We start from the raw sequence: 23831 nt of genomic DNA, 5'->3' as shown, positions 1-23831 counted from the left end.
GTTTTATGCTTCGTTGGTATTTCTAACCTTAACATGATAGAAAACATTTGGCTGGGTTCCTATATGCTCCAATAAGTGGTACATACGGTCACTCTCTTTCAATTCAGCCACTTTACTCTCCTTGTCATTAATGTCACCAAATACAATAGCTCCATTACTACATGCAGAAGAACAAGCTGTTTGGAATTCTCCATCTTCAATAACACGACCGTCTCTCTTAGCGTCCAAAATAGTTTTTTGCGTTTTTTGAATACACATAGAACATTTCTCAATAACACCTCTTGATCGTACATTAACATCTGGGTTCAATACCATTTTACCCAAATCGTTGTTCATATGGAAATCAAACTCATCATTGTTGTTATACAAGAACCAGTTGAACCTACGAACTTTATATGGACAGTTGTTTGCACAATATCTTGTACCTACACATCTGTTATAAGCCATTTGATTTTGACCTTGTCTACCATGTGAAGTTGCCGCTACAGGACAAACAGTTTCACAAGGCGCATGGTTACAGTGCTGACACATTACAGGCTGAAAAGCAACTTGTGGATTAGCGGAAGGATCTTCCAATTCTCCAAAACCGCCCAATGAACCCTTTTCACCACTTAAGCCATCAAATTCATCCTTTTTAATGTTATCCTGCTCAAATGTTTCTTCGGAAGAATAATATCTATCGATACGCAACCAGTGCATATCCCTTGATTTTCTAACTTCGGCCTTACCAACTACAGGAACATTATTTTCCGCATGACAAGCAATAACACATGAACCACAACCGGTACAAGCATTTAAATCTATTGACATGTTGAAATGATGACCAATACTACGGTCAAAACTATCCCATAAATCAACCGATGTCGCCGGAACTTCTTGATGATCCAATGACACTACAGGAACTTCATTCCATTCCGCATGATTTTTGGTATTGAATATCTCTAAGGTTGTTTCCTTTATGATATCCCCTCTACCCATAAGGGTTTTATGTAATTGGATACAGGCAAATTCATGATTACCCGCAACTTTTTCTACACTTACAGTCTGGTTTGCATTGAAGTCGTTATAAAGTCTAAAAGCATTGACACCAGTTTGCATTTCATCTTTTAAACCTACTGTTTTACCATAACCAAAAGAAAGACCTACGGTACCTTTGGCTTGACCTGGCTGAACAACAACAGGTACTTTATCAAGACTGACACCATTTACGGTCAACTTTACATAGCTACCATCCATTCCTCCATTGGCGACATTGACATTCTCAACACCTAATTCAGCAGCATCTGCTTTTGAAATGGTTACATAGTTATCCCAAGAAACTCTTGTAATAGGATCTGGGAACTCCTGCAACCAAGGGTTACTTGCCTGTTGACCATCACCCATACCCACTTTTGAATACAAAGTAAGCTCCATACCTTCACCGGTAGTATTTGCAAGACTACGCACTGCAGAAGATATTCCAGAGGTATTTGAAGTTACAGCAGCATCATCCTTTAATGTATTGGACTGAGTTAAATCACCAACAACAACTTCACCATTACCAACAAACACACCGTCCTGTAAAGCTTGGTTCCAATTGGCACCGTTTAAGATAGACGAAGACCATGTGTCTTTGATATACTCATAATATGTTTGCTCACTACCTAAAAGTTCTAGCAGAACTGATTGAAATTGCTTTGTATCGAACAATTCCTTTATAGTAGGTTGCATTAGACTATAATGTCCTTTTTTAATTTCTATGTCTCCCCATGATTCCAAATAATGATTGGAAGCGGCTACGTATTGAACAGCCTCGGCTGTTTCGTTCCAGTTGGAAGTAAATGCAACAGAAAGATCAACTTTCTCCAAACCTTCTTTAAAATCTGCCGCATTGGGCAAAGAATACATTGGGTTAACCCCATCCATAATTAATGCACCAACTCTACCAGCCTTCATATCGGCTATTAAAGAAGTCAATGCCTTTACACTACCTTTTCTTATATACTTGGGTGCAGTAGCATCAAAAGCTTTACTACTTAGCATTTCATTAATGGCCAAAACCACAGTTTGGGCATTGACATCATCTAAACCAGTTACCACTACGGCATTAGACCCAGCTTTTTTCAATTCCGCTGCCAACGCATCAACAGTAGCGTCATATTCAGAAGTGTTGCCACCAACATTAGTACCGTTTAACTTACCATATAATTTGGCAAGCACTACTTTTTGCGCACTTGGCTTCAACGGAATACGCTTATCTGCATTGGCACCAGTCAAGGACATATTAGCCTCTAATTGTACGTGACGCGACATTTTGCCCTCTTTGGGAACACGCCCTCTTGAATATCCGGCATCATATCCTCCACCTTGCCAATCTGCAATAAAATCAGCACCAAAAGAGACAATTAAATCAGCTTTTTCAAAATCGTAATCAGCTAATGCACGCTCTCCATATCTTGCTTCAAAAGCCGTTAATGCAGCATCCTCCGAAATTGCATCGTAAGTAACATGCTCAATATTTTCATTAGTAGCCTTTAGTTCGGCTATTAGGCGATCGGTAGAAGGACTAGCATAGGTCTGCGTTAACAACGCAATCTTTTTGGAAGAACCACTTAAAGCACCTAATTTAGATTTCATGGTCGCCGTAAGCACATTCCACTCTACAGCTTCACCATTGGCCATTGGCCCCTGCAATCTTGTGCTATCATATAAAGAAAGTACAGAAGCCTGTATTCTTGCATTTGCAGCACCACCTACTTTAGCCAAGGTATTATTCTCTACCTTGATAGGTCTACCTTCACGGGTTTTAATCAAAATACTCGCAAAGTCAAAACCGTTAGCAACGGTAGTTGCATAATAGTTTGCAACACCAGGAACAATGTTCTCAGGAAGCACAACGTAAGGAATAGATTTCTTAACCGGACCCTCACACGCAGCCAATGAAGCTGCCGCTGTACTAAAACCGACATATTTCAAAAAATCCCTACGGTTGGTATTCGTAGAAGATAAAGTTTCCTTATCCCCCAAGAAATCATCTACCGGAATCTGCTCTACAAACTCGTTCTGCTTAAGCGCCTCAACAATGGAATCATCTGGATTTAACTCCGCTTCGTTTTTCCAATATTTTTTGTTTGATGCCATACGTATTATCTGTAATTAGCTTCTTTAAATTATTATTAATAGTGACACTTTCCACATTCCAGACCACCCAATTGCGCAGCCGTTAAATTATCGACACCATATTTCTTAGAAAGTTCTGCATGAATTTTTTCATAGTACTCATTACCCTCCACCTTGACATTGGTTTCCCTATGACAATCAATACACCAACCCATTGTCAACGGAGAATATTGATACATGATTTCCATTTCCTCTACTGGACCGTGACAAGTTTGACATTCTACACCGGCCACAGATACATGCTGGGAGTGGTTAAAGTAAGCGAAATCAGGTAAATTGTGTATTCTTACCCATTCTACAGGCTGACTTTCACCAGTATATTTTTGATTGGTTTCATCCCAACCTACAGCCTTATAAAGCTTTTTGATTTCTCCAGTATAAAATTCGTTCGTATACCCATTTTCCAAATCTTCTTGCGATGGACCTTCAGGGTTACCGGTATACTCATAAATGGACTTATGACAGTTCATACAAACATTTAAAGAAGGTATACCTGAATGCTTGGATACTCTCGCAGAAGAGTGACAATATTTACATTCAATCTTATTATCTCCTGCATGTATTTTATGCGAATAATGTATGGGCTGTATTGGCGCATAACCTTGATCAACACCCACCTGCATCATCCATCCATAGGCAAAATAAGCACTACCCAACAACAACAATATTGCAGTGACCAATACCAAAAATTGGTTTTTCGCAAAAGCCTTCCACAAAGGCAATCCCTTTTGCGCCTTTTCCTTTTCTACTACAACCCCATTGGCCTGGGCAATTCGCTGCAATGTTTTGTTCACCAGCAACAACATCACCACCAATAAACCAAAGACCAGAACAAGAGCACCTAATATTATTTCATTTGACACCCCGCTACCTTGACCAGAAGCACCGCCAGAACCCGCTTCATTTGCTCCAGCCGCAGCCGCAGGTGCAGCCGGTGGAGGCGCAGCCGTATACGCCAAAATATTATCAATATCCTCATTGGTCAATGTAGGAAAAGCAGTCATGGCCGCTTGGTTATACTCCGCATACACCTTATTGGCATAAGGATCACCTGACTTAATCATTCCTGGACTATTTTTAATCCAAGAATACAACCATTCTCTATCCAGACCCTCCTCTTCACTTAATCTCGCCTCGACATTGGCCAAAGCAGGACCCGTCATTTTACGGTTTAATGCGTGGCAGGCAGCACAATTTTGATTGAACAACGCTTTACCTTTTTTCGCATCGCCAGCATCTGCCGAAGCTACTTCACCAGCGGCATCATCCTGCGCACCCACTGGAACCGTGTAAAACAAAAAAGCTATTAGGGTAAGTCCTAAAATTTTAGAAAACTGATTTCGGTATGGAACCTTTTTCATATATCGAATATTTCTATCGGAATCTTGGCATGATTTTGGTCATAGATGAACCTAATTATTCTCCACCAAATGCCTAAATCGGAGACAAAAATACGACATAGACTTTATTTGCAAAATGTTAATGTATTTATAATTTACAATTTAGAAATATTCTAAATAACTGGTGATTTATTTGTTTGATCCTTAATAAATTACTTTTGTGTGTATTCAAAATAAAAAGATTTAATAGGTTATGAAAACTCTTTGTACCATAGTACTTTTAACATGTTTAACGCAATTTAGCTTTTCACAAGGCGCCCAAGCAAACATTCAACAAGATGAAAAAATTGACCAATTATTGGAAATTTACAAATCATCTTTGAGCAACAATGAATACTACCGTATACAAGTTGGTTTTGGGGATTATGCCAAAGCTCAAAAAATCAAGGCAAATGTTGAGGAGGATTTCCCTGAACTAGTTTCCAAAATAGATTTTGACTCTCCAACTTATAGAGTGCGCGTAGGTCGCTTTACTTCTAAATTGGATGCGGAACGTAAGTTCAATGAAGTACGAAGGAAGTATCCCGATGCCATGTTATTAAAACCAAAAAAATCGACCAAATAGGTCGATTTTTTTTATATCTATTTTACACTAAAGTGCAATATCAACATAACATTATTTCAATTTCTTTTTAACTGCCACTTCTTGGAATGCTTCAACGATATCCCCAACTACAATATCATTATAGTTCTTGATCTGAAGTCCACAATCATATCCTTTAGAAACCTCTCTTACATCGTCCTTGAACCTCTTCAATGAAGCTAAAGTACCCGTGTAAATTACAACTCCGTCACGTATTAAACGAATGTTGGAGTTTCTGAAAATCTTTCCACTTGTAACCATACATCCGGCAATGGTTCCAATCTTAGAAATTTTGAACGTTTCCCTAATTTCTGCAGTACCAGTAATCTCCTCTTTCATCTCTGGAGATAACATACCCTCCATTGCATCCTTAAGGTCATTGATGGCTGCATAAATAATGGAATACATACGGATATCTATTTCCTCTTTCTCTGCAATGGCCTTGGCATTACCCATTGGTCTTACATTAAACCCAATGATAACCGCATCTGAAGCCGATGCCAACAATACATCCGATTCTGTAATTGGACCTACAGCTTTATGAATAATATTTACTTGAATTTCATCTGTAGACAATTTTTGGAATGAATCCGTAAGTGCTTCCACGGAACCATCCACATCACCCTTAAGAATAATATTAAGTTCCTTGAATTCACCTAATGCAATTCTTCTACCAATCTCATCTAAGGTTATATGACGTTGTGTTCTAACAGATTGCTCTCGTTGCAATTGTGATCTACGAGAGGCAATTTGTTTTGCTTCACGCTCATCCTCTAACACATAGAACTTGTCACCTGCCTGCGAGGCACCATCAAGACCAAGAATAGAGATTGGCCTGGAAGGGCCAACTTCTTTGACCGCATTACCGCGCTCATCTTGCATTGCCTTAATTTTACCACTGGTTGTTCCGGCCAAAACGTAGTCCCCTATTTTAAGGGTACCCGCTTGCACCAATACGGTTGACACATAGCCCTTACCTTTGTCCAAGTAAGCCTCTACGACCGTACCACTAGCCAATTTATCAGGGTTTGCCTTAAGCTCCAATATTTCGGCCTCAAGCAATACTTTTTCTAATAATTCCTTAACACCAAGACCCGTTTTAGCAGAAATATCATGGGATTGTATTTTACCGCCCCAGTCTTCTACCAGTAAATTCATTTGCGCCAAGCCTTCCTTAATCTTATCTGGATTTGCAGTTGGCCTATCAATCTTATTAATAGCGAAAACTATAGGAACACCAGCTGCTTGCGCGTGACTGATTGCTTCCTTTGTTTGTGGCATGATATCGTCATCGGCAGCAATTACAATAATAGCTATATCCGTAACTTGAGCACCTCTAGCACGCATGGCCGTAAAGGCCTCGTGACCCGGTGTATCCAAGAACGCTATGCGCTCTCCGTTTTCCAAGGTAACACCGTATGCACCAATATGCTGGGTAATACCACCACTTTCACCGGCAATAACATTTTCTTTACGGATATAATCCAACAAAGAGGTCTTACCGTGATCCACGTGACCCATTACCGTCACAATAGGAGCTCTAGCTTTTAAATCTTCAGGAGCATCTGGCTCCTCTACAATACTTTCTTCAATATCTGCAGTAACAAAATCTACCTCATATCCAAATTCCTCAGCTACGATAGACAATGTTTCCGCGTCTAAACGCTGGTTCATGGTTACCATGATACCTAAAGACATACACGCAGAAATAATTTCTGTTGTGGAAACGCCCATCATGGTGGCAACCTCAGTTGCAGTAACAAACTCGGTAACTTTAAGTACCTTGTTTTCTAGTTCTTGTTGTTCAAGATCCTTTTCCGTTTGCTCACGGTGCTGGTCTCTTTTACTTCTTCTGTATTTGGCACCTTTACCCTTCTTGGATTTACCTTGAAGTTTTTCCAAGGTTTCCCTTACTTGCTTTTGAACGTCTTCTTCTGTAGGCTCTACCTTAGGCGTTGGAGTAAATCTACCTCTACCTTTATTTCTGTCACCAGAACCACTATTTCTATTTTGACCAGGACCCGAAGTGTTTTTAGTAACTATTCTTCTTCTCCTTTTCTTACGATCAGTACTTGACTTATCCGTAGCCTTTTTATCTTCTTTCTTCTTCTTAGGCTTCTCAAACTTACTAAGATCTATTTTTTCACCAGCAATTTTAGGACCCGATAATTTTTGATATTGAGTCTCTATTGTTTTTGGCGTTTCATCCTCTGGAGTAGACTCAGTTTCATCAGCTTTCGCTTCTTCTTTCTTAGGCTCTTCCTTTTTAGGTTTTTCAGCTTTTGGAGCTTCCTCTTTAGCCGCTTCTTTCTTATCCTCTGTTTTTTGCACAGGCTGAGACACTATTTTAGGTCCTCTAAGAACAACTTTTCTAGTCTCTTCCACCTCTGCCTTTGGTTCGGCTTTTTCTTCAACCTTGGGAGCAACTTTTACTTCAGACTTAGGAGTTTCCTTTACAGGTTCTTCCTCTGTCTTTTTCTTTGGATTAAGGTCAATTTTTCCAACCATTTTTGGGCCGGTCAACTCTACCTTACCAACCAAAGTTTTGTCTTCAGCCTCAGAATTTCTTCGCTCACGGGCCAAGCGACGATCTTCCTGTTCTTTTTCCAGTTGAACTCGAATTGCCTCTTTCTCTTTCCGCTTTTCCTCTCCAACTTCCTTAGATGCAACTTTTTTACTCTTGTCCGTCTGAAACTCGTCAAGCAAAACTTGATAAACATCATCAGAAATTTTAGTGGTAGGCCTAGCTTCCACATCATGTCCTTTCCCGTTTAGAAAGTCCACTGCCCTGTCCAAGGAAATATTAAGTTCACGAAGAACTTTATTAAGCCTTATTTTCGCATTGTCTGCCATAAATACTGATTCCCGTTCTTTTATTTAAGTGCTAATATATAGCTAATCTTCTAATTCTTCTTTTAGGATGCGCACAACTTCTATAATTGTTTCTTCCTCAAGATCAGTACGCTTTACCAAATCACTAATGTCCTGTTCTAAAACACTACGTGCGGTATCCATTCCAATCTTCTTGAACTCCTCAATGATCCAAGCATCAATTTCATCTGAAAACTCGGTCAATTCTACATCTTCCTCTACCCCTTCACGGAAAACATCTATCTCATAACCGGTCAACTGACCTGCCAATCTAATATTATGTCCTCCTCTACCAATGGCCTTAGAGACCTCTTCTGGTTTTAAGTATACCTGAGCGGTCTTTTTTTCCTCGTTCAATTTTACCGATGACACCCTTGCCGGACTCAAAGCCCTTGTAACCAACAATTGTGGGTTTGCCGTCCAATTGATGACGTCTATATTTTCATTCCCTAATTCACGCACAATACCGTGTATTCTTGAACCCTTCATACCTACACAGGCACCAACAGGATCAATACGATCATCATAAGAATCTACGGCCACTTTTGCTTTTTCCCCAGGGATTCTAACCGCTTTCTTAACCGTAATCAAGCCATCAAAAACCTCTGGGATTTCTTGGAAGAACAATTGTTCCAAGAATTTAGGAGAGCTCCTAGACATGATTATTGTAGGTTTTGCACCTTTAAGCTCCACACTTTCAATTATACCCCTAACATTATCTCCTTTGCGGAAAAAGTCAGATGGTATCTGCCTATCTTTTGGAAGAACGATTTCATTACCTTCATCGTCTAACAAAATTATAGCCTTATGTCTAATATGATGCACTTCTGCCGTATAAATTTCCCCTTCTAGATCCTTAAAGTGTTTATAAATGGTAGTATTGTCATGCTCGTGTATTTTAGAAATAAGGTTTTGCCTTAAGGCCAAAATAGCCCTTCTTCCCAAATCAATTAACTTAACCTCTTCCGATACATCTTCACCAACTTCAAAATCCGGCTCTATCTTACGCGCTTCTGACAATGAAATTTCCTCATTGGGCTCCTCAACTTCACCATCATTTACCACAACACGGTTACGCCAAATCTCCAAATCTCCTTTATCTGGGTTAATAATGATATCAAAGTTATCATCTGAACCAAATTTCTTTTTTAGCGCATTTCTAAAAACATCTTCCAAAATGGCCATCAATGTTACCCTGTCTATGAACTTATCGTCCTTAAACTCTGAGAAAGATTCAATTAACGCAATATTTTCCATTGGTAATTACAATTAAAATTTTAATACAACTTTTGCTTTAATAATATCTGAAAAATTCACTTCTTCTTTTTTCTGAACGGTAACTTTACCTTTTCCTACCGGCTTAGGCTCTCTTGCCTTCCATTCTAAAACTATAGAATTATCATTTACGGCGGTTAAATTACCTTCAAATTTATCATCATTAGTTCTTACTTCAAGTTTTCTTCCAATATTTTTTAAATATTGACGCGGCATAACCAAAGGCGAAGCCGCTCCTGCCGATGCCACCTCTAAGGAAAAATCATGTTCATCACGATCCAGATTGTGCTCAATGGCACGACTAATTTTTATACAATCACTTACCGTAACCCCATGATCTCCGTCAATAACTACATGTATACTATTATCGGCCCCCATTGTAAAATCAATCAAAAACAATGACGGGTCTTCTTTAAGACCTTGCTCCAATAATTCTTTAACTTTTTCCTTTAGCATAAATAATAAGTAATAAAAGAGGGGACTAATGTCCCCTCATGAATACCTTTATATCCTTTCAGCACTGCAAATATACAATAAAATTAATTCCCTACAATACAACAACTAAACCTAATTTATTCATTTCAAAAAGAATAAATCAATATTTAATCCTCTTTAAAATATGACATTTTAATAAATACTTTATTTTTAACAAAACGCCAACCAAAATATTATTAGATGGAAATTTTATCCTCGTACAACCTAATTATTGGAGCATCCTTAATTGTAGTCATATCATTCTTTTTCAACGGAATCTCAAAGAAAACGAATATTCCAGCAGTACTAATGCTCATTGTCCTTGGTATACTGATCAAAATAATTCTTGAAAATCTTATTCCTGAAATTCCTGATTTTTTAGGCTCTTTAGAAATTCTAGGAACCATTGGCTTAATTATGATCGTTTTGGAAGCCGCTCTGGAACTTGAACTTAAAAAAGAAAAATTTTGGCCTATAGTTAAATCAATGGCCGTTGCCTTATTAGGGCTTTTAGCATCAGCATTTATAGCTGCTTTGATTCTTAATCGGTTTATTCCTGGTATGACCATCCAAAGCGCTTGGTTATATGCAACACCATTATCTATTCTTTCAAGTGCAATTATAATACCCAGTGTAGGCGGACTTCAGCAAAAAAAGAAAGAATTCCACATTTATGAAAGCACCTTTTCCGATATCATTGGAATAATGATGTTTTATTTTCTAACAGGCCAACTAAACCCAACAGAAGACAATGGAGCTGTTGGATTTGCATGGAATTTACTCCTCACTATCGTAATAGCCTTAGTAGCAAGCTATGCCATTATACTTATTTTTCAAAGAATTAAAAGCCAGGCCAAATTGTTCTTGTTAATTGCCGTTTTACTCCTCTTATACGCCATAGGCAAGAAAATGCACTTGTCATCCCTTATCATTATATTGGTATTTGGACTAATCGTAAAAAATGTAGATCTATTTTTCCCGGGAAAGACTAAGGTTTTTTTAGAATCTAAACGAATGAAACAGATTTATCATGAGTTACATATCATAACTTTAGAAACCGCTTTCGTAATACGCACCTTCTTCTTTGTAATTTTCGGAATTACCATTGTACTATCTTCCCTACTTAGCTTAAACGTTGTTTTTGTAAGCTTATTAATTATTGCCTCTATTTATGTTATCCGATTTATATTATTGTACATTTTTTCAGGGAAGGACATCTTACCCCAATTATTCATTGCACCTAGAGGATTGATAACAGTTTTGTTATTTTACGCCATTCCGGTAGAAGCACAAGTAGATGGTTTTGAATCTGGCATTCTGCTTTTTGTAATCATAGCAACAAGTTTAATTATGACTTGGGCAATGATTAAGGATAAAAGAAAAATAGGCACGTTATTAGATGAAATAGATGAGGAAATAGTGGATCGCAACCTTACTGAGGATGCAATTCGCAAAAATCAAAATACATATGAAAAAGAAACTAAAGTAACAATTACTGGAAATATCAATGAACCGAATAATAATTCTTCAGAAAAATCACTGGAACAATAACACGTAAAGTTTTATTCGGGTTGGTAAGATGCCTGTACTTCTTGCCTTTCATTAAGCGCTTGCAGTTCCACCTCTCCCAAACTATCCAGCTCTTTTCTAAATCGTAAAATCATTAAGGTATCTAACTGCTGATCAATACTGTCCCTAAACACTTTCCAATTAGTAGCGTTCATTTTGTTATTATACTCCATGATTTTATTAAACCGATCCAAATTGTATCTATTGGCTTTCCAAGCATGCGTAGTACTTTCTTCATGCTTTAAATCTTGAAGGTAAATGCCAATACCAAAACCGGCAATAATAACCACAATTATAATTTTCAAAACTTTTGGGGAAAGGTTCATAAGGTCAAGTAATTTAGGGTACTAATGTAACAAATACGGTTATTGAAATAGTTTCTTTTCCGATGAATTTGTAACGTTATCAGTTTAAATGTACAAAAATACTTACATATTTAAACGAGCGAGTTGATTTTCCCCTAACTAAAACGATCTATAATCAAAGAAAAACCCGTTAACCTAATTATGTTAGGATAACGGGTTTAAACATTTCTTAGTTGGCCCACAAGGTTTAATGATTTCTATACTCAACTTAACCAAATATATAAAAACACCCTATAAACATTACAATTTACTAAATAGAACAAGACTACAATATCAAGTTAAATAAAGCAAAATGAGGTTAAATAAAGTATATGTACGTACATTTGAACGTACAATAATATTATGGCAACAATTTCTTTTAAAATCAGAAAAGGTAAGACGCAAGGCAGTTCTATATATCTAATTTTTAGCTACGGCAGAAAAAAGGAATTAAGATACTCTACAGGTTATGCAGTTAAAAATATCAAGAACTGGAATCATGACAAACAGCAAGTCAAAAACGTTTTAGAGGAACCAAATTCGTCTAAGACAAATGAAAAACTCAGAGACATCTATACATTCTTTGAAAACCGGTACGAAGAACTAATATTATCTCAGGGGGAAATTACAAATGACGTTCTAAGACACGAGTTAGATATTTTTCTAGGAAAAAAAATTAGCAAAATCAAATCAAGCACATATAAGACTTTATTAGAGTGTTATAAATGGTATTACGAACATTATGAAAAATACCCAATACCATCAACAAAGAAACCATTATCACCAGGCACCATTAAATCATATAAATCCGCTTTTAAAGTTTTAGAAGAATTCAATAAAAGAGAATACCCAATTACCTACGATAAAATCACCATGGATTTTTACTATAACTTTATAAGTTATTTGGAAGGCAGAAACTTTTCTAACAATTATATATCAAATCACATAAAAATGCTCAAGACAATAATGAATTATGCTTGGGAACAAAAGTTTCACAATAATGTAATATTTAAGTCAAAAGCATTTACCAAGATTTCAGAAAATGTCGATAGCATTTATCTTAACGAAAGCGAATTACAAGCAATTTGCGAACTCGAATTAAAAGGTAGAAGGGATAATGCTAGAGATCTCTTTATTATAGCTGCATACACAGGATTAAGAGTTAGTGACTTTACCAGGTTGACCAAAGAAAACATAATGCAAGATGGCGACATTAAATACATCGAAATAAAAACAAAAAAAACAGGCAAAACAGTGGTAATACCAATTAACTCAATAGTTCAAAAAATACTGAACAAAAGAGACGGTAATCCACCACCAAAAATGCCGGAGCAAAATATAAATATGCTATTAAAAGAAATTGGAGAAGATGCCAAAATAAATGAAAAAGTAAGAATTGAAAAAACTAAAGGCGGTAAGAAAACTATAGAGGAGAAAGATAAGTTTGATTTAATAACAAATCACACAGCACGAAGATCGTTTTGTACTAATGCCTATAAAGCAGGAATGGCCACTTACGATATTATGGCCATTTCTGGACATACTTCAGAAAAAACCTTTTATCGATACATTCAAATTAGTCAATTGGATGCCTTGAGAAAAACCGCTAAACATAAATTTTTCAACTAATTGCTTACGCTAAACAAATTTTAAAAGATATGAATGAAGGTCGTCTCTTTGATGGAGTTTTAAATCGAGAATATTTTTTATCACTAACCTCTACTAGCGATAAAGTAAAACACTGTTTAGAAAAAGGGGTTTTCCATTCAATGGAATCAGGTGAAGGATGGAGTAAAAATGATATTAAATGTAGAAATTATTCTAACTGGGATTTAACATCATTAGATGACCAACCATTCAGCTTAAACACTTTTTATAAATACGGAAATCACTCTATATCCTTAAATCCTTGGTTAGGAGCTGAATTGCTAGAAACTTTTGATACACAAATTGGATTCAGTGATATGTCGGGTGAGATTGATTTCAATTTAGACATTTTATTTGACGTTAAAAGTAAGATTGAATATCTCAACTCAGTAATTAAAGAGAATGATCCGTTTAAAATAACTGAATTCAGGGTAGAATATTATAAATGGTCGAAAGATATGACACCTTTAAAGTTGGAAACTAATTCTGCTATTTCCTTTAGTGAAAGATTTGAAAAATACTTATCTGATTACCTTCTTGGTTATGTTTGTTCTCATTCCTTATTCAATATCAGCAAATATCCAGAAATGAAGAATTATGCATCCGAATATTACAAATTTCATAAAGCAAAATACTGTTTATTCCTTATAGAAGATTTAATGAATCCAGAAGAAATAGAAGAAGAGGAAGTACAAGGGAATAATATTGGATACAATGCTCTACTTGCTACATATTTTTTTGAAAAAACTGGGCTCATAAAAAAAATGACGAAAGCAGGTTTTAATGAATCAGCAAAAAACAAACTAATTGGCAAAATAACTTCTCGACATTACAAAACCATCGAAACTAAACGTGTAGAACTTTTAGATATTAATTCACTAAGTGATATTAGAAGAAAAAGTCTAAAGGAAATTGATGAAATTATTCAATCCTTTTCAAATATGTAGTCATACTTGTAGTCACTCCAATCACTCTAAATTAACTTAACTATACTAAACTTGCATCGTAATCTTAAATACAATGCAATGAAATCTAACGTAGTACAACTTCACAGCATCAGCCCAGAAGAATTTAAAAATGAAATTCTCCTAGGGGTATAAGAAAAGCTAAACCAATTTCAGAAAAATCTTGAATCAAAAAAATCTCCAACATATTTGACAAGAAAGGAGGTAGCGAAATTATTAGGAGTCTCATTGGTAACTATACACGAATGGTGCAAAAAAGATATCCTAAAACCAAAAAGAATAGGTACTAGAGTACGATTCTCCACAAAAGATATACAAGAAATTTTAGAAAATTAATAAAAGGGATAGTTGGCGCTATCCCTCCTAATCTTTAAATATTCCTCCATGAAATATTCAAAACAAATATATCCAAAAATTGGGTTCTATGAAAACCCTGACTTGCGCTCTAGCCAGTCTTCACATATTAAATACCACCTGGGCAAATTCATGTCAGACATAAATCTGAACGAAATGCTTTTTCAAAATATTCATTCAAAAAATTAATCACTATGAGTATAGATAACGCTATAAAAAGATTAATCTGGAGGTTTGAAAAATTTGATAAAATAATGGTAAACAACATTGACATAAATGCTTTAAATACAGTTGTCAAGTACATTAATAACATTCAAGCTAAGAAGCCAGATATTCATCCACATTTCTCAAAACTCTATGTTGCTACCTTAAAAAATTTTACGGACAAATACGACATCAACCTTGACAACAAATTGATAAATATTAAAATAAAAAACTTACTAAATACTCCATTGAACTATTTAATGGAAGATTTTACTTCTCAAATGAATTCTCGGCTCCAATATAAACTTATAGAATTAGCAAGATACGGGTTGAGCAATAATCCTTTGAGTCAATGTCCGGCATCAAAGGAACTTACTATAACCAAGCTAGATGAATTATTAAAGCATGAAGAAAACAAAAAAATCTTCAATGGAAAAAGTTGGACTTCACAAGAGGTTGAGTCTGGTATTAATAAACAAATAAACACTTTTTTATATGGCATATAGAACTATCTCAAAAAAAGAAAACAAAGATCCTTCAGGTACAACAATCTTTCATCAAGTAGAAGACTATTTAAACGAGAATTATGATTTACGTAGAAATACAATATCATTAGATATAGAAGTATCAAAAAAAGGGAAAACAGCTTTTACAGTTTGCAACGAAGATAGCTTATACCTAGAATTGAGAAAAGCAAATATTCCCGTATCTATGAGCAATCTTATTTCAATTTTAAAAAGTGAGTTTATACCAAATTTCAATCCGTTAAAATCATACTTTAATTCTCTTATCCCATGGACCGGTGAAGTTGACTATATAGCGCAGTATGCAAATTATATAAAATTAGCTTCTGGAGAAGATCAAGAACAATTTATATATCACTTTAAGAAGTGGTGCGTAAGAGCGGTAAAATGCGCCACGATTGATGGATATTTTAATAAACAAGCGTTCATTCTTACAGACGATGGCAAGGGTCAAAACATGGGAAAATCCACATGGTGTAGAAACCTATGCCCCGAAGCTTTAAAAAATTATATAGCCGAGGACATGGGAAGATCCGATAAAGACTCTAGACTGCTTTTATGCAAGAACTTTCTAATTAACCTTGATGAATTAGCAGCACTTGCCCGCAAAGAAATCAATCAATTAAAATCTCAACTTTCAAAAGATAAAATAAATGAACGCTTACCATACGATAGAAAAAATTCTGTATTACAAAGAGTTGCGTCATTTATTGGATCTACAAATAAATCTACCTTTTTACAAGATGAAACAGGTAGTGTAAGATGGCTATGCTTTGTTGTTGAATCAATTAACTATGCCTACAGTAAAGAATTCAATATGGATAATTTATGGAGTCAGGCATATGCTTTATCCCAAGACAAAACATTTGACGAAACTATAACCTCAGATGATATTTTACGTAATGAACTCCGAAATAAAAAGTTCCAAGATTTAACTCCTGAACATGAAATGTTAATTAAATTTTTCAAAAAGCCAGAAACGGATAAATCAGGTGAATATATGACTTCTACTGATATCGTAAACTACTTAATAAACAACAACTACACTAGACTTAATTTAAGACCCGTGAACATGGGTAAAGCACTTTCTCGAGAGAATTTCATGAAAAAGAAAACAGGAGGCTCTACACTATACTTCATGGAAAAATCTTTCAGTTAAAACCGCCTTCTCTCTTTTTTTATTAAACGTCCAATCTATTCTAGTATTATAATTATTAATAACCTACTATCCTCCAATTACTAAGTTTTAATTATCATTTAATACAACTGTAATTTCAAATTCCTCCTTAGTAATATAAGTCTGTGAAATTATGTGATTGGAGGATTACATTTTTAAATATTCATTCCATAAAATAATTTGACCTTCCATTTCAACTATGGCATTAGAGAAGGCAAAAAGGTTGTAATTGGAGGATAGTAGGTTATTAATAATTGAATTATAATCATAGCCAAAAGAAATTTTAAAACGTAAGGGGTCATTTTTGCAATAGACACACCACCCACAGCACTTGCTACAAAAAGAGTAGAACCAACTGGTGGTGTAACTAATCCTATAATCATATTTGATACCACAAGTATTCCAAAATGAACGGCATCAAGACCAGTATTCATACCAATGGCTTCACTAATCGGTAAAACTACTGGAACTACTATAAGTAATCCTGGACCCGCATCTATGAACATTCCTATTAGTAACAGGACAACATTTAGGACAATTAGAATCAATAATGTTCGAACACTATTAGCGGTTTCGGGAGAAAGGTCAGAACCAAAGGTTACTATAATTTCATTACAGAATCCGACTAAACCTTCTGTCAATTGTTCAGGTACTTTACCAATCGCTAATGTCCAAGCAAACAAACTGGCACATGCGATTAAGAAACTTAAAGCCGCTGTAGTTTTTGCAGAGGAGACCAAAATTTTAGGTAGGTCCTTTAATTTTAATTTTCCGTATACAAAAAAACCGACAATTGCAGAGTATATGACGGCGACTGCCGAGGCCTCTGTAGCTGTAAACATACCTCCCATAATTCCAACAAAAATTAAGATGACCAATCCTATTGGAAAGAATGCTCCAATAATACTCTCCTTTATTTCTCTAAAGTCGGCTTTCTCTTCATTTAAAATGTCCATTTTTCGAGTCATGAACGCACTAATAATAATTAAACTGATTCCTACCAAAATTCCAGGGACGATTCCACCAACAAAAAGTTTTTCAATAGATACATTTGCAAGAGTACCATAAATAAGTAATAATATACTAGGAGGAATCAATGCGCCTGTCGTTCCAGAGCAAGCTGCAAGCGCCGTACTAAATGCTCTATTATATCCGTTTTTCTCTAGTGCTGGAATCATTATGCCTCCCACTGCGGCACAGGTAGCAGCCGAAGCACCAGAAACAGCACCGAACATCTGAGAAGATACTGCAGTAACTGCCGGAAGTCCCACTCTATAATGACCGATAAAAGCTTTTACTAGTCGAATTAGCCGTTGGGAAAGTCCACCATAATTCATTAATTCTCCTGCCAAAATAAAAAAAGGAACTGCTAGAAAGGAATAAAATGATGATAAAGAACGTGTAGTCTCCAACCCAACCATTATAGGATCAACGCCAATATAGACTAGCGCTACCAACGATGATAGAATCATACTAAATGCAACTGGAACATCTAATAACAGTAAAATCAAAAAAGTTATAATTAGTAGCGTACCCATATTAAATTATTTTTACTTGAATTTTTTAAATTATATATATGTGGCTAATTTTAATCCTTTTCGAATTCACTCTTTTTATATGAACTTATAATATTTAGTATTGAATAGTATAACATCATTAGACAACCTATAGGACAAGCGGCATACACAAAAAATCTTGATATTTCGGTTGCAGGCATAACCCATAGCCGTATTTTGAAAGATACGATGGTACTATAATATAGTAATATAGCAATGGCTGTTAGAATCATAACTTGTTGAAAAAACCAGCAAAATTTTTTAGTGTTTCCATTTAGTTTTTCTATTAAAAAATTAAGCATATAATGAGACTTTTCCTTAACCGCAAGGGCCGCTCCTAAAAAAGTTAGCCAAACTAAAAGAATTTGAGCTAGTTCATCTGCCCAGTATAAAGAGGCGTTTAGGATAAAACGAAAAAATACATTACCAGCAACAATGACTGCCATAGCTCCTAATACAAGAACTAATAATACATTTAATATTCTGTCAACTATTCCAGTCATTATTCGCTGTTTTTAATTTGGTTAAAAAGGGATTTAGAAACATTAGGGTATAATTGAAAAAAATGATTGTAAACGGGTTGGACACTTGTTACAAAATCTGATTTATCAGCAATCACATTAACTCTAACCGCATCATTTTCTATTTGAATCAGCGCTTTTTCTGTAGTTTTTTTCCATATTATATTAAAAGGTTCAATAATATCTTTGGAAACTTCTAAAATTCTTTTTCTATACTTTGGTTCTAATGAATTTAACCAGTCCTCATTTGCAATCAGTACATGTTGATCAGTTGAATGTTCTGTAAGCGTGTAGCAGTTGCACCCAGCTTCTTCATAATGATATGAAGTAAAAACTTTTGCGCTATTTTCTGCCCCATCAACCACACCTGTCTTTATGCCTTGATACAATTCTGAAAAGGGAAGAGGAGAAGCACTTGCCCCCATCGCATTAATAGTTGCAATCATAGTAGGGCTTTCCATCACCCTTATTTTTAACCCGTTTAGTTCATCAGGTTTCTGAATACACGGTTTTTCCTTTGGGAACTTGTAAAACATACTTCGAAAACCAGCGCTATAAAACCCGAGACCTTTTAAACTATGCTGTTCGAGTAAATTTAGCATTTCCTTTCCCGTATTTCCATTGAGCACATTTTGATGATGAGCCTCATTTTTAAATAAATAAGGAAGATTTAATATTGCAAAAGCTGGCTCTATCGAAGTAACAACAGCTGAATTTACCTGAACCATCTCAATTACTCCAAAATTACAAGCTTCTAGTAGTTGTCTTTCAGTACCAATAGCGCCCTGATCATAAAAATCGACTTTTATCTCTCCTTCTTTTATGTCAAACTTATCTGAAGCCTTTTCCAATTCCGTTTGAAATAAATTAGAAACTTCCCATATTTTGGTTTCAGGTTTGAGTTCTAAAGCAAGCCTAAACCTTAACTTTGGAGCATTTTTATTTTTATTTTTTGAATTCTTATCACCACAACTTAACAAAATAGATGTGGTACATATTAAAATCAAATAATAAATTCTAATAAAATCGTTTTTTATTTTCATCCTTTTTTAAACCCTTCAATAATTATAAAAACAACTACTCTATCATGTTTTTTGTAAAATTACCATCAACCAATCTCATAACATTTAAAGGGTTTCCGTTCTTCAATGCATCTGGCAAGAAAACATCTGGAAAATCCTGAAAAGCGACGGGTCTTACAAAACGCAAAATTGCCGCCGAACCTACCGAAGTTGAGTTAGCATTTGTGGTTGCAGGAAATGGACCCCCGTGCTGCATAGAATGACCAACTTCTACTCCTGTAGGATATCCCCCATAAATTATACGACCGGCTTTTTGAGTAATTATATTTATAACTGGTGTTACTTCATCTTCATCTTCCTGAACTGCATGTATTGTAGCCGTTAGTTGTCCTCCTAGTGAATCTAATACTTCCAGCCGCTCTGTTGAATTTTTGCAAATAACAAATAAGGTCACAGGTCCAAAAACTTCCTCGGACAAAGCTTTATTTGATAAAAACTCCGCAGCATTTACACTAAATACCACTGGTTGACCTTCAGTTTTTTGTAAATCAGCAATTTGTTCAGCTTTCGCGATTAAGGTTATGTTTTGATTTTTAATGAGAGTTTTAACCCCATTAATACAGGAATTATGTATGTTTTTATTCAACATTGTTCCTGGCAAAGATTTTTTAAATTCAAAAATAAATTCTTCTAGAAAACCTATACTAGACTCATTATCAACAATTAATACCAACCCAGGATTTGTGCAAAACTGACCTACACCTAAATTAATTGACGCAGCCAGACCTTTTGCAATAGTTGATTTTTGTTTCTCTAAAGCATTTTCCATTAATATTACGGGATTAATAGAACTCATTTCAGCAAACACAGGTATTGGATCCATCCTATTTACTGCAGCTTTAAAAAGAGTCATACCAACTTGTTGCGACCCTGTAAACCCAACCGCTTTTATAATCGGATGTTCTACCAATTTGACCGAATCTTTATGTGAAAGGTAAAGTGATGAAAACACACCTTCTGGCATACCTGTATCTTTTGCCGCTTTTATTATTGCACTAGATACTAAAGCATTTGTTCCGGGATGTGAAGAATGTGCCTTTATAATAACAGGACAACCAGAAGCTAGTGCAGATGCAGTATCGCCACCGGCAGTAGAAAATGCCAAAGGAAAATTGCTTGCTCCATATACGGCTACTGGGCCAATAGGAATTAACATTCTTCTAATATCAGATTTAGGTATTGGTTGCCTATTTGGCTGTGGCTTATCAATTCTTGCATCTAACCATGTACCATCTCTAAGTAATTGAGCGAACAATCTAAGCTGGTTGCATGTTCTTCCTCTTTCACCTGTTATTCTTTCTATTGTCAGTCCAGACTCTTGAACACATCTTTCTAAGAGAATATCACCTAAATTCATTATTTCATTCGCAATGGAATCAAGAAATTGGGCACGCCTCTCATAAGATATTTTTCTATAAACTATAAAAGCCTTTTTAGCTAAAAGGAGAGCCTTTTCAAATTCCTCTTGCGTGGCCCTTGTAAAATTTAGGGGTAGATATTCATTGTCGGATGGCGAAAATGCCTGAAATGTATTATCCCCATTAGCGCATTTTTTAAAACCTATAAAATTATCTCCTGTCAAATTCATTTTCAATTATTTAATCTTATCGTTCTTTTTTTATTATTTCACAGCCTCAAGTTGTGATTTCAACCTAATGTCCTCGGTCGAGCGTCCTACTATCAAATCAAAAGTTCCTTGTTCAACCACAAAACCATGTTATGATTTGTCATAAAAGATAAACTTGCTTCCTGGTAAAGTAAAACTTACAGTCTTGGTTTCCCCTTGTTTCAAAGACATACATTCAAACCCTTTTGATTCTTTGATATATCTTGTTACACTTGATAGAACATTATGTACATAAAACTGCAATCCTTCATCACCGGCACTATAACCAATATTCTTAACTACAACACTCACATTCACTTAATCTCCCTCAGAAATATGATTACTTATAATTTTTAAATTAGAATACCTATAGCTTGTATACCTCAATCCAAGTCCGAATAAAAAAAGCAACTCTTCCTTTAGGTGAGTATAAGTAAAATCATTTATCAGATTTTATATCAAAACGCTCAATTTCAAGTCATTTATAATTCAAAAGAGTTGTTTTCTCCACCAAAGTCATTCGAGACATTAAATCATATACTCTTTTTTCAACTGGCTGTTTATAATCAAAAATTTGTCTATCAATCTTTGTAGCGTTCTTATTAAAACCATTAATTAAAAGAAGAAAAAAGCTATTTTACTTATAAAAAATAGGTTCTTCCTAATTCAATTATTATTCAATATTTTCGGGAAAACCATAACTATTGTATCATTTTTATTGCAATTATTTTCTCATCATCTAATACTTTGTTCAAAGTGTTTTTTAATGATCTACCTAGACCATTCCATTCAACTTCCATAGTGTCGCCGTTCTGCAGTTCAATTTGATTTCCAAAACTAAATGCATCAGCCCCAAAAAAATGAACATGTGCTTGCAATGGTATTCTATGAGAAGCATACTTAAAATGATGGTATTCTAAATTTGCTAAACTATGCGACATGTTTTTCTCACCAGATTTTATATCAGAACCCCAAAGTAATTTTCCATTCCGAATGACACTTACTTTTCCTTTATATTCTTCAAAATCGGCATCTATAATTATTTCTGGGCCTATTGCGCACTCCCTTAGTTTTGATGGTGCTAAATAGAGATAATTTTTTTTCTCCATTACGTGATCAGAAAATTCATTTGCGGTGCTAAGTCCAATACGCCAAGGTACACCTTGTCGATCAACAATGTATATTCCAGCTAATTCTGGTTCTTCACCACCGTCATCGGCATAAGAAGGAATGTCAAGTGATTGACCATGGGCTTTTAAGACAGTTCCATTCCCTTTATAAAACCATTCGGGTTGAATCCCTATTTCACCTTCTTTAGGAAATCCTCCTTTAACTCCCCATTCATACATTTGAATACTGTCCGTTGGTTTGTTCCCCTCTGACTGGTGCATCATTTGTCTATTTAAAGCACTATTTTTATGGGTCAAACCTGTACCTGAAACCATACATCCAAAAGGGCTATCAGGATAATCAAAAGATGGAAGTAACTTCCATTCATTTTCACACTCATAAACAGAATCATAATCTATTTTCTCATCAGAAATAAGTGAATTTACCATCGCAGATATATTCATTCTTGTTTCAATAGCCCTTAATGCCAATTCATATACAGACCGAAACTCATTGAGCAATAATAGTTGGGGTTCTGTCACCAGCGCAACACGTCTTCCAAGGTTAGGGTGACACAGCTGTACCAATCGAATTTTATTATTCATATTTTTATTTGAATTTGTTTATCACTGTGCTATCCAACCCCCATCAATTGAGAAACTTGATCCCGTAACAAAACCAGAAGCTGGGCTAGAAAGATATAATGCTAAACCTCCAATTTCTTCTGGTTCAGCCCATCTTCCCATAGGTATTTTAGAAATAAATGCCTCATATTTCTTCGGATCATTTAAAAGAGGAAGATTCAATTCTGTAGCAAAAGGTCCTGGAAGTAATGCATTAACCGTTACCCCCTCTTTAGCCACTTCAATAGCCAATGAGCGTGTTAATTGAAGTATTGCACCTTTACTAGTTGCATAAGGTGTTCTTTCTGGAATCGCCGTAACTGATAACATTGATCCTATATTTATAATTCGCCCATATCCATTTTTCTTCATTATTGGCAGTACTTCACGACTAGCAATCCACGATCCTGTTACATTAACCTGTTGCACCATATTGAATTCACTAACCGATAAATCTTCAATACTACCCCTGAGGTTAATACCTGCAGAATTTATAAGAATATCAATTCTACCAAAATGACTTATAGTCGCCTCGACTGTATTTTTTACGCTCTCTTCTGATGTAACATCACACTTTATGCTCATACAATCCACACCAAATTGTGACTCTATTTCCAGTTTAGAGACAGTATTAGTTTTTTCATCTCGTGCGGCTATTGATATACTAGCACCTGCTTCAGCAAGTGCTTTTGCCATCGCCAATCCTAATCCTCTATTTCCTCCAATTATCAAGGCAACTCGACCTTTTAAACTGAACTGTTCAAGTATACTTTTTTTCATCAATTCC

Annotated in this window: 20 protein-coding genes; 7 read left to right on the top strand and 13 right to left on the bottom strand. The window is 35.5% G+C overall.

Annotated features, from left to right (window positions below; translation table 11 throughout):
• Nucleotides 1-3: 3 nt before the first annotated feature.
• Both ABVM52_RS10850 and ABVM52_RS10845 read right to left on the bottom strand, forming a co-directional pair.
• Complete coding sequence (locus tag ABVM52_RS10850) at nucleotides 4-3120, bottom strand: TAT-variant-translocated molybdopterin oxidoreductase (RefSeq protein WP_405380385.1); 3117 nt, start codon at nucleotides 3118-3120, stop codon at nucleotides 4-6.
• Between the two features lie 35 nt (nucleotides 3121-3155).
• The gene (locus ABVM52_RS10845) at nucleotides 3156-4520 is read right to left on the bottom strand and encodes a c-type cytochrome (RefSeq protein ID WP_405380383.1); all 1365 of its coding nucleotides are present in this window, start codon (nucleotides 4518-4520) and stop codon (nucleotides 3156-3158) included.
• A 232-nt stretch (nucleotides 4521-4752) separates the two neighbouring features.
• Between ABVM52_RS10845 and ABVM52_RS10840 the strand changes: the two genes are divergently transcribed.
• Nucleotides 4753-5124 carry an SPOR domain-containing protein gene (locus ABVM52_RS10840; RefSeq protein ID WP_405380381.1) on the top strand — a complete coding sequence of 124 codons (372 nt, stop codon included), beginning with the start codon at nucleotides 4753-4755 and terminating at the stop codon, nucleotides 5122-5124.
• 51 nt (nucleotides 5125-5175) lie between these two features.
• Here the strand turns inward: ABVM52_RS10840 and infB are convergent, their stop codons facing one another.
• The 3 genes from infB to rimP are packed head-to-tail and all read right to left on the bottom strand — an operon-like array spanning nucleotide 5176 to nucleotide 9744.
• The gene (gene infB / locus ABVM52_RS10835; protein ID WP_405380379.1) at nucleotides 5176-7995 is read right to left on the bottom strand and encodes a translation initiation factor IF-2; all 2820 of its coding nucleotides are present in this window, start codon (nucleotides 7993-7995) and stop codon (nucleotides 5176-5178) included.
• A gap of 42 nt (nucleotides 7996-8037) precedes the next feature.
• Nucleotides 8038-9270, bottom strand: coding sequence for a transcription termination factor NusA (gene nusA / locus ABVM52_RS10830; protein WP_405380377.1), 1233 nt, complete (start codon nucleotides 9268-9270; stop codon nucleotides 8038-8040).
• Nucleotides 9271-9282: 12 nt separating this feature from the next.
• Entirely contained in the window at nucleotides 9283-9744 is a 462-nt protein-coding gene (gene rimP, locus ABVM52_RS10825; RefSeq protein ID WP_405380375.1) for a ribosome assembly cofactor RimP, read from the bottom strand.
• A gap of 219 nt (nucleotides 9745-9963) precedes the next feature.
• On the opposite strand from rimP, the gene ABVM52_RS10820 reads away from it, so the two are divergent.
• A complete protein-coding gene (locus ABVM52_RS10820) occupies nucleotides 9964-11313 on the top strand; it encodes a cation:proton antiporter (RefSeq protein WP_405380373.1) in 1350 nt (449 codons plus the stop codon).
• An 11-nt stretch (nucleotides 11314-11324) separates the two neighbouring features.
• On the opposite strand, the gene ABVM52_RS10815 is transcribed toward ABVM52_RS10820, so the two are convergent.
• Entirely contained in the window at nucleotides 11325-11657 is a 333-nt protein-coding gene (locus ABVM52_RS10815; RefSeq protein ID WP_405380371.1) for a hypothetical protein, read from the bottom strand.
• A 381-nt stretch (nucleotides 11658-12038) separates the two neighbouring features.
• Here ABVM52_RS10815 and ABVM52_RS10810 point away from each other — a divergent pair, with 381 nt between their 5' ends.
• The 5 genes from ABVM52_RS10810 (at nucleotide 12039) to ABVM52_RS10790 (ending at nucleotide 16528) form a co-directional block, all read left to right on the top strand.
• On the top strand, nucleotides 12039-13304 hold the full coding sequence (locus ABVM52_RS10810; protein ID WP_405380369.1) for a tyrosine-type recombinase/integrase: 1266 nt from the start codon (nucleotides 12039-12041) through the stop codon (nucleotides 13302-13304).
• A gap of 29 nt (nucleotides 13305-13333) precedes the next feature.
• A complete protein-coding gene (locus tag ABVM52_RS10805) occupies nucleotides 13334-14269 on the top strand; it encodes a hypothetical protein (RefSeq protein ID WP_405380367.1) in 936 nt (311 codons plus the stop codon).
• Nucleotides 14270-14476: 207 nt separating this feature from the next.
• The gene (locus ABVM52_RS10800; RefSeq protein WP_405380365.1) at nucleotides 14477-14623 is read left to right on the top strand and encodes a helix-turn-helix domain-containing protein; all 147 of its coding nucleotides are present in this window, start codon (nucleotides 14477-14479) and stop codon (nucleotides 14621-14623) included.
• 212 nt (nucleotides 14624-14835) lie between these two features.
• Nucleotides 14836-15351: a hypothetical protein gene (locus tag ABVM52_RS10795; RefSeq protein ID WP_405380363.1), complete on the top strand. Its 516-nt coding sequence runs from the start codon at nucleotides 14836-14838 to the stop codon at nucleotides 15349-15351.
• Nucleotides 15341-16528: a VapE domain-containing protein gene (locus ABVM52_RS10790; protein ID WP_405380361.1), complete on the top strand. Its 1188-nt coding sequence runs from the start codon at nucleotides 15341-15343 to the stop codon at nucleotides 16526-16528. Before ABVM52_RS10795 ends, ABVM52_RS10790 begins: the two co-directional genes overlap by 11 nt.
• Nucleotides 16529-16743: 215 nt before the next feature.
• On the opposite strand, the gene ABVM52_RS10785 is transcribed toward ABVM52_RS10790, so the two are convergent.
• From ABVM52_RS10785 to ABVM52_RS10755, 7 genes are all read right to left on the bottom strand, one after another.
• Nucleotides 16744-18084, bottom strand: a complete 1341-nt coding sequence (locus ABVM52_RS10785; RefSeq protein ID WP_405380359.1) for a TRAP transporter large permease — start codon at nucleotides 18082-18084, stop codon at nucleotides 16744-16746.
• A 50-nt stretch (nucleotides 18085-18134) separates the two neighbouring features.
• On the bottom strand, nucleotides 18135-18605 hold the full coding sequence (locus ABVM52_RS10780) for a TRAP transporter small permease (protein ID WP_405380357.1): 471 nt from the start codon (nucleotides 18603-18605) through the stop codon (nucleotides 18135-18137).
• Nucleotides 18605-19666: a TRAP transporter substrate-binding protein DctP gene (dctP, locus tag ABVM52_RS10775; protein ID WP_405380355.1), complete on the bottom strand. Its 1062-nt coding sequence runs from the start codon at nucleotides 19664-19666 to the stop codon at nucleotides 18605-18607. Before dctP ends, ABVM52_RS10780 begins: the two co-directional genes overlap by 1 nt.
• 34 nt (nucleotides 19667-19700) lie before the next feature.
• Entirely contained in the window at nucleotides 19701-21293 is a 1593-nt protein-coding gene (locus ABVM52_RS10770; protein WP_405380353.1) for an aldehyde dehydrogenase (NADP(+)), read from the bottom strand.
• Between the two features lie 129 nt (nucleotides 21294-21422).
• Nucleotides 21423-21623, bottom strand: coding sequence for a fibronectin type III-like domain-contianing protein (locus tag ABVM52_RS10765; protein ID WP_405380351.1), 201 nt, complete (start codon nucleotides 21621-21623; stop codon nucleotides 21423-21425).
• 389 nt (nucleotides 21624-22012) lie between these two features.
• The gene (araD1, locus tag ABVM52_RS10760) at nucleotides 22013-23026 is read right to left on the bottom strand and encodes an AraD1 family protein (protein ID WP_405380349.1); all 1014 of its coding nucleotides are present in this window, start codon (nucleotides 23024-23026) and stop codon (nucleotides 22013-22015) included.
• Nucleotides 23027-23047: 21 nt separating this feature from the next.
• On the bottom strand, nucleotides 23048-23824 hold the full coding sequence (locus ABVM52_RS10755) for an SDR family NAD(P)-dependent oxidoreductase (protein ID WP_405380347.1): 777 nt from the start codon (nucleotides 23822-23824) through the stop codon (nucleotides 23048-23050).
• Nucleotides 23825-23831: the final 7 nt, after the last annotated feature.

The organism is Maribacter sp. LLG6340-A2 (assembly GCF_045057105.1).
GTDB lineage: Bacteria > Bacteroidota > Bacteroidia > Flavobacteriales > Flavobacteriaceae > Maribacter.
Note: the sequence above shows the minus strand (reverse complement) of the source record. Positions and strands in the feature narration are given on the sequence as shown.

Coding starts and splice junctions, on each gene's coding strand:
- ABVM52_RS10850 (WP_405380385.1), bottom strand. CDS start 3,120: ATGGCATCAAACAAAAAATATTGGAAAAACGAAGCGGAGTTAAATCCA.
- ABVM52_RS10845 (WP_405380383.1), bottom strand. CDS start 4,520: ATGAAAAAGGTTCCATACCGAAATCAGTTTTCTAAAATTTTAGGACTT.
- ABVM52_RS10840 (WP_405380381.1), top strand. CDS start 4,753: ATGAAAACTCTTTGTACCATAGTACTTTTAACATGTTTAACGCAATTT.
- infB (WP_405380379.1), bottom strand. CDS start 7,995: ATGGCAGACAATGCGAAAATAAGGCTTAATAAAGTTCTTCGTGAACTT.
- nusA (WP_405380377.1), bottom strand. CDS start 9,270: ATGGAAAATATTGCGTTAATTGAATCTTTCTCAGAGTTTAAGGACGAT.
- rimP (WP_405380375.1), bottom strand. CDS start 9,744: ATGCTAAAGGAAAAAGTTAAAGAATTATTGGAGCAAGGTCTTAAAGAA.
- ABVM52_RS10820 (WP_405380373.1), top strand. CDS start 9,964: ATGGAAATTTTATCCTCGTACAACCTAATTATTGGAGCATCCTTAATT.
- ABVM52_RS10815 (WP_405380371.1), bottom strand. CDS start 11,657: ATGAACCTTTCCCCAAAAGTTTTGAAAATTATAATTGTGGTTATTATT.
- ABVM52_RS10810 (WP_405380369.1), top strand. CDS start 12,039: ATGGCAACAATTTCTTTTAAAATCAGAAAAGGTAAGACGCAAGGCAGT.
- ABVM52_RS10805 (WP_405380367.1), top strand. CDS start 13,334: ATGAATGAAGGTCGTCTCTTTGATGGAGTTTTAAATCGAGAATATTTT.
- ABVM52_RS10795 (WP_405380363.1), top strand. CDS start 14,836: ATGAGTATAGATAACGCTATAAAAAGATTAATCTGGAGGTTTGAAAAA.
- ABVM52_RS10790 (WP_405380361.1), top strand. CDS start 15,341: ATGGCATATAGAACTATCTCAAAAAAAGAAAACAAAGATCCTTCAGGT.
- ABVM52_RS10785 (WP_405380359.1), bottom strand. CDS start 18,084: ATGGGTACGCTACTAATTATAACTTTTTTGATTTTACTGTTATTAGAT.
- ABVM52_RS10780 (WP_405380357.1), bottom strand. CDS start 18,605: ATGACTGGAATAGTTGACAGAATATTAAATGTATTATTAGTTCTTGTA.
- dctP (WP_405380355.1), bottom strand. CDS start 19,666: ATGAAAATAAAAAACGATTTTATTAGAATTTATTATTTGATTTTAATA.
- ABVM52_RS10770 (WP_405380353.1), bottom strand. CDS start 21,293: ATGAATTTGACAGGAGATAATTTTATAGGTTTTAAAAAATGCGCTAAT.
- araD1 (WP_405380349.1), bottom strand. CDS start 23,026: ATGAATAATAAAATTCGATTGGTACAGCTGTGTCACCCTAACCTTGGA.
- ABVM52_RS10755 (WP_405380347.1), bottom strand. CDS start 23,824: ATGAAAAAAAGTATACTTGAACAGTTCAGTTTAAAAGGTCGAGTTGCC.